Origin of the sequence: Photorhabdus australis DSM 17609 (assembly GCF_000711895.1) — a bacterium.
Classification (GTDB): domain Bacteria; phylum Pseudomonadota; class Gammaproteobacteria; order Enterobacterales; family Enterobacteriaceae; genus Photorhabdus; species Photorhabdus australis.
Map to the genome: position 1 here is coordinate 8,787 of NZ_KL543990.1, position 5,393 is coordinate 14,179.

A 5,393-nucleotide genomic window follows, 5' to 3' on the forward strand; every position below is an offset into this window, starting at 1 on the left:
GCCGTTTTGTCGAACCCTGACGAGGGTTCTCAACCCTCCCTGCATCGGAGGGATATGCAACTAAAAAAGCCCAGGTATTTAACCTGAGCCTCTCTTCAAATCTGGCGGTGAGGGAGGGATTCGAACCCTCGATACGTTTTCACGTATACACACTTTCCAGGCGTGCTCCTTCAGCCTCTCGGACACCTCACCAGCTTTTTTCATTCCAGCAACTTTGCTTAACATCGCCGCTGCAACGGGGCGCTACTATAGGGAAAAGCGTTACAAGCGTCAACACTCTTCTGATAATTTTCTTTGCTTTTTTGATTGCTTAGCGAAATAAACGTCAATCCGATGAATTGATATCCATCCGATGCCGCTGAACCAGATAGATACAAGTCCTTTAATAAGAAAAAAATGAATTCGTTAACGACTTAACATTCTCAAAATTTTCGTCATGACGATTAACAAAGGGACTTGCAACCTATAGCCAATCAGATAACCCTGTATGAAAAAATAAGATGAGGATAAACAGTCATGGAGATTATCTTTTACCACCCTTTTTTTGATGCTGCTCAGTGGATTCAAGGTATGCAGCAACGATTGCCAAATATTAATATCCGCCAATGGAAACGCGGCGATAATCAGCACGCAGATTATGCAATGGCTTGGATGCCCCCTTATGAGATGTTGGCAAATCGCTCTGGATTGAAGGGAATTTTTGTCTTAGGGGCAGGAGTCGAGGCTATTTTGAAGCAGGAACAACAAAAACCAGGGATGTTACCCTCCAGTGTGCCACTGATGCGGCTTGAAGATGCAGGCATGGGGCTGCAAATGAAGGAGTATGCAGTAGCAATGGTTTTACATTATTTGCGCCGCATGGATGAGTATAAGCTGCAACAAGGGCAGAGAATGTGGAAACAACTTGAATCCCATGATCGCCAAGATTTTGTCGTAGGTGTACTAGGTGCAGGTATATTAGGACGCAGTGTTGCAGAAACTTTGGTTGAGTTTGGCTTTACTGTGCGTTGTTGGAGCCGTACTCCAAAGCAAATTAATAAGGTAGAGAGTTTTTACGGTGAGGATCAATTGGGCGATTTTCTTTCAGGGAGTAAGGTGTTGATTAATTTGCTGCCCGATACACCTAAAACCCGTGGTATTCTGAATTTATCGCTGTTTAGCCAGCTAAAACCAAAGTCATATCTGATTAATATCGCTCGAGGTGCCCATTTGGTAGAACATGATCTGTTGGTGGCGATTGATAAGGGTTATATTGCGGGGGCTTCGTTGGATGTGTTTATTGAGGAACCGTTACCAGAAATGCACCCATTCTGGACCCATCCCCGTATAACAGTGACGCCACATATTGCGGCTATTACTATTCCCGAGATTGCGATGGATACGGTGAGTGAAAATATTCAACGAATTGAAAGAGGGGAATTACCAACCGGCGTTGTGGATATAAAATTGGGATATTAACCAGCGTCTCTTTACAATAGCCGGCTATTGAGGACAATAACGGCAAAATAGTTGTTTATTTGGAAACTGAGATGAATGAATTTTCAATGGTCTGCCGTATTTTGGGGACTTTATTTAATCGTCAACCACAAGACCCGATTTTAAAACCACTTCTGACGATGATTGCAGAAGGTAAATTGAAACAATCATGGCCATTGGAGCAAGACGCGTTGCTGGATCGTTTGCAACAAAACTACGATTTTTCAGCAATGCAAGCTGATTATACTGCGCTGTTTTGTGATGATGAGGCCAGTGTACCAAGCTGTCGCTCCGCTTATGCCGGTGAGAGTGAAAATGATGTTCGGCAGTTTTTGACTGAACGTGGTATGCCGTTGTCAGATGCGTCGACCGATCAGTTTGGTTCTCTGTTGTTAGCCGCTTCATGGTTGGAGGATCAGGCAGCAGAAGATGAAGTTCAGGGGCAGATTGAGCTGTTTGATGAATATCTGCTACCGTGGTGTGGGCAATTTCTGGGGAAAGTGGAAGCTCATGCGACAACGGGTTTCTATCGGACACTGGCAATTATTACCCGCGAAGCGTTACAAGCACTACGAGAAGAGCTGGATTCTTAATTTGAAAATGATAAAAAGGCAAATAATTTCGAATTATACCCAATAGATTTCAAGATGGATCGCGACAGCAAGGGAGCGAATCCCCGGGCGCATATACCCAATAGATTTCAAGTTGCAGTGCGGCGGCAAGGGAACGCATCCCCAGGAGCATAGATAACTATGTGACTGGGGTAAGTGAACGCAGCCAACAAAGCAGCAGCTTGAAAGATGAAGGGTATAGAGAACTATGTGACCGGGGTGAGTGCAGCCAACTAAAGAGGCAACTTGAAAGATAACAGGTATATTTGCCTTTTTAGTGATACCTCAAATTATTTATCAGTTAGCATGATAACAAATTTACCGGGTTTGATTTCTAACCCTTTTGCCAATTTTTTGGCAGCGGCTTCGGCTTTGCTGTGCTCCGGTTTCAATACATAAACCGGGTGAGTATCAAAGAAAGCGCTGAGTGATTTGTTCAGGTAAGGAACCAGTGCGTTGACCGGTTTTTCCATTTTTTCTGGTGTGATTTGGTAATCAATGATTTCTAACGCTTTCAGAAAAATCGCGCCTTTTTCCGGATCAAACACTGGCTGAGCTTTTAGCGTCAATTTCATATCGGCTTTAGCAGGGCCAAGCAGGGATGTAATATTAACGTCGGCGCGGCCAGTCAATGCTATTTTGTCTGGTTCCGTCCGACCAATTTGGCTGGAAAGTTCTGTTAATTTTATATCTGCAGTGGCAAGACCATGTAATTCAATCTGTTTCTGGTAATGGATATGTTTCGCCAGATAGCCATTAATCAACTCTTCGCTGATACTGACATCTTTGAACTGATCACAACCACTGATTAACCCAGCTAGCAGCAATACTGCCCCCAAGAAAAATTTTCTCATATCGACTCCTTTATTTTGGAGGGCAGATTTTACCTTATTAATTGCCACTCAGCATGGCAGATTCAATTTTGCGCTGGTTAAACTGACGGTGCAGGGCGTATAACGTTATCAGGCCGATAGCCCCAAGCAGGAACCAGGGCAATTGCGGCATATTTAATGTGTGGCCGGTATCATATAACCAACCACCGCCGGTATAACCTAAAGCACCACCTAATGCCAGCCCAAGACGGCTAAATCCCATATAACTACCACGCGCGCGCGGATCAGCCAATGAAGCACTTAATGTTTCACGGGCAGGTTCCGCGGTGACGGTACCGAGATAGAATAAGCAAATCAGGCCAAATAAAGTATTTATTTCACCAATCAAACCGACTGGGAACATACTCAGGCTCATCAGGAAAAGCCCTGCCATTAGACGCTGTTCTAACCGGAATCGTTTTTCGCTCCAACGGGCGATTGGGTACAGTAAAGTGAGTGATAAGGTTGCTTCAATTGCGTACATCCATTTTACCGCAGCGGGTGTTCCGGCGATTTCATTGACGATAATCGGGAACATCAACATCACCTGGACAGACAGCATAAAGTAGCCGGTTAACGTCAATACATAGGTGAAGAAACGGCGATCTTTAACAACGCGTTTCATTCCTTCCCAGATAGGCGTGCGGGTAGTAGAAATTCGGTAAGCAGGGAGGAACCACGCATTCCAAATGGCGGCCAGAACGAAAACAGCGGCTCCTGTCCAGCAGACAAGTTGGAAGTCATATTGCAGCAACCAGCTGCCAATCAGTGCGCCAATAACCGCTCCAGCACTGTCCTGCATCAACAGTAGCGAGAAGAAACGGCCACGCTCGTGTGGTCGGGTTAGCTTGATGACCAGTGCGGTCCGGGGAGGATCAAATAAGGTACCTCCCAGAGCGGATAATATGCAGGCAAGCCACAGTATCCACGGTTCGGTGGCTAAGGCGATTAAAGCAAAACCGAGAGCGCGTAACAGCATTCCGGTGACGATCATCGGCTTCGCGCCAAAACGGTCCGCAATTGCGCCGCCGAAAATGCCTAAACCCTGTTGTACAAACTGGCGTAAACCAAGTGCAAAACCGACAACCAGTGCAGTCCAACCGAGTTGTTCAACAAAATGTATTGATATTAAAGGAAAGACGACGAAGAAACCCAGAACAACCAGTAAATTATCGAATAACAGGAAGTATTTACCCAGGCTACGTGCTTGCGAAACCAGTGACATTGCTCACCATTGGAATATTGATAAGATAATATAATTCTTCTGTATTCTGTACTTAATTTAATTATTAGGATAGTGATTATGAACAATATTTTTTTATCATAATGTGATGACTGGAAGGTGTATTTTACAGGTAAGTGGCTTAAATTTTTAACGGATAAATTTGTATATACTCAATAGATTTCAAGTTGCAGTGCGGCGGCAAGGGAGCGCATCCCCAGGAGCATAGATAACTATGTGACTGGGGTAAGTGAACGCAGCCAACAAAGCAGCAGCTTGAAAGATGAAGGGTATAGTTAGGGAGAAATAATGTTTGGTTATCGTTCCACTTTACCGAAAGTTCGTCTGATTACGGAACGAATGGTGGTGCGTTTGGTGTACGAGCGGGATGCTTATCGTTTGGCTGAGTATTATGCAGAAAATCATGAGTTTCTTAAACCCTGGGAACCAACCAGAGATAAAAGTCATTGCCAGCCTTCTGGTTGGATAAACCGACTGAATTTAATTACAGAAATGCAGAGACAGAGTGCGGCTTTTCATTTTTTACTACTTGAGCCGAATGAGCATGAAGTGATAGGGGTTGCAAACTTCAGCAATATATTGCGAGGTGCTTTTCATGCCTGTTATTTGGGATATTCTCTTGGTGAGAAATGGCAGGGAAAAGGGCTGATGTATGAGGCTTTACAGCCAGCTATCCGTTATATGCAACGTCAGCAGGGGATGCATCGAATTATGGCTAATTACATGCCGAATAATCATCGTAGTGGGAAATTGTTGGAACGATTGGGCTTTGAGCGAGAAGGTTATGCCAGGAAATACCTGATGATCAATGGAGTCTGGCAGGATCATGTATTAACGGCATTGACGGATGAAAAATGGAGTGGAAAAAGTTAATTATTAAGTTGTGTTGTCACCAGATAAAGTAAAGCGGATTAGTAATGATGAGTTAAATTACTGTTAAAAATCTGCCAGGTTCCCCGCACCTTATTTTTGACCCTTTTTTAAGAGGTGATTTTAATTTATTGATTTTAAATGGAATATTATTTCTCTTGTAAAAAAGGGTTTTTTCGTTGTTTTATTAAAATATACTTTAATCGTCAGTGGGTTAAGGTTAATATGCAACAGTGCACTGCCGTACAGGCAGCTTAGAAAAGGACAAGTAAAGTCATTAACGAATTTTGTTCGTGCACTGCCGTACAGGCAGCTTAGAAA

5 protein-coding genes and 1 tRNA gene are annotated in these 5,393 nt (G+C 43.8%); 3 read left to right on the top strand and 3 right to left on the bottom strand.

All coding sequences use genetic code 11. The features are described 5' to 3' along the window. Nucleotides 1-102 precede the first annotated feature (102 nt). Nucleotides 103-192: transfer RNA gene (locus BO26_RS21215), tRNA-Ser, on the bottom strand. Nucleotides 193-516: 324 nt separating this feature from the next. On the opposite strand from BO26_RS21215, the gene ghrA reads away from it, so the two are divergent. Further along, nucleotides 517-1,458 (top strand): glyoxylate/hydroxypyruvate reductase GhrA, encoded by a 942-nt coding sequence (ghrA, locus tag BO26_RS21220; RefSeq protein ID WP_036774947.1) that lies wholly within the window; start codon nt 517-519, stop codon nt 1,456-1,458. Between the two features lie 71 nt (nt 1,459-1,529). After that, the gene (locus BO26_RS21225) at nt 1,530-2,069 is read left to right on the top strand and encodes a TorD/DmsD family molecular chaperone (RefSeq protein WP_036774949.1); all 540 of its coding nucleotides are present in this window, start codon (nt 1,530-1,532) and stop codon (nt 2,067-2,069) included. Nucleotides 2,070-2,377: 308 nt separating this feature from the next. Here BO26_RS21225 and BO26_RS21230 read toward each other — a convergent pair whose 3' ends face one another. Both BO26_RS21230 and mdtH read right to left on the bottom strand, forming a co-directional pair. Next, on the bottom strand, nt 2,378-2,941 hold the full coding sequence (locus tag BO26_RS21230; protein ID WP_036774950.1) for a lipoprotein: 564 nt from the start codon (nt 2,939-2,941) through the stop codon (nt 2,378-2,380). Nucleotides 2,942-2,978: 37 nt separating this feature from the next. Further along, nucleotides 2,979-4,184 carry a multidrug efflux MFS transporter MdtH gene (gene mdtH, locus BO26_RS21235; RefSeq protein ID WP_036774951.1) on the bottom strand — a complete coding sequence of 402 codons (1,206 nt, stop codon included), beginning with the start codon at nt 4,182-4,184 and terminating at the stop codon, nt 2,979-2,981. A gap of 306 nt (nt 4,185-4,490) precedes the next feature. Between mdtH and rimJ the strand changes: the two genes are divergently transcribed. After that, the gene (gene rimJ / locus BO26_RS21240; protein ID WP_036774953.1) at nt 4,491-5,075 is read left to right on the top strand and encodes a ribosomal protein S5-alanine N-acetyltransferase; all 585 of its coding nucleotides are present in this window, start codon (nt 4,491-4,493) and stop codon (nt 5,073-5,075) included. The last annotated feature ends 318 nt before the right edge of the window (nt 5,076-5,393 follow it).

Coding starts and splice junctions, on each gene's coding strand:
- ghrA (WP_036774947.1), top strand. CDS start 517: ATGGAGATTATCTTTTACCACCCTTTTTTTGATGCTGCTCAGTGGATT.
- BO26_RS21225 (WP_036774949.1), top strand. CDS start 1,530: ATGAATGAATTTTCAATGGTCTGCCGTATTTTGGGGACTTTATTTAAT.
- BO26_RS21230 (WP_036774950.1), bottom strand. CDS start 2,941: ATGAGAAAATTTTTCTTGGGGGCAGTATTGCTGCTAGCTGGGTTAATC.
- mdtH (WP_036774951.1), bottom strand. CDS start 4,184: ATGTCACTGGTTTCGCAAGCACGTAGCCTGGGTAAATACTTCCTGTTA.
- rimJ (WP_036774953.1), top strand. CDS start 4,491: ATGTTTGGTTATCGTTCCACTTTACCGAAAGTTCGTCTGATTACGGAA.